The following is a 268-nucleotide window of genomic DNA, read 5'->3' as shown; positions in this document are numbered from 1 at the left end:
AATGAAAGGTTTGCCATCTTTCATTACCATGGTTGGACTCATGGAGCTAAGAGGGCGCTTATTTCCTTGCACTGCATTTGCTTCCCCACCAATTAAGCCGTAACCATTAGGGGTACCTGGTTTAACCGAAAAGTCATCCATTTCATTGTTTAATAAAATCCCAGTGCCTTTAGCGACTAAGCCTGAACCATAACTGAAGTTAAGGGTATAGGTGTTAGCAACAGCATTGCCCCATTTATCGATAACCGAGAAGTGGGTAGTTTGATCG

At 42.9% G+C, this 268-nt stretch carries 1 protein-coding gene; it reads right to left on the bottom strand.

From position 1 onward, the window contains the following. The coding region (locus AAEZ00_RS21340; protein ID WP_351089919.1) for a gamma-glutamyltransferase at nt 1-268 on the bottom strand (268 nt) is incomplete at both ends.

This window comes from Shewanella sp. S1-49-MNA-CIBAN-0167 (genome assembly GCF_040310145.1).
GTDB lineage: Bacteria > Pseudomonadota > Gammaproteobacteria > Enterobacterales > Shewanellaceae > Shewanella > Shewanella psychromarinicola.
The sequence above is the reverse complement of the archived record's forward strand: the minus strand, read 5'-3'. Positions and strand labels throughout refer to the sequence as shown.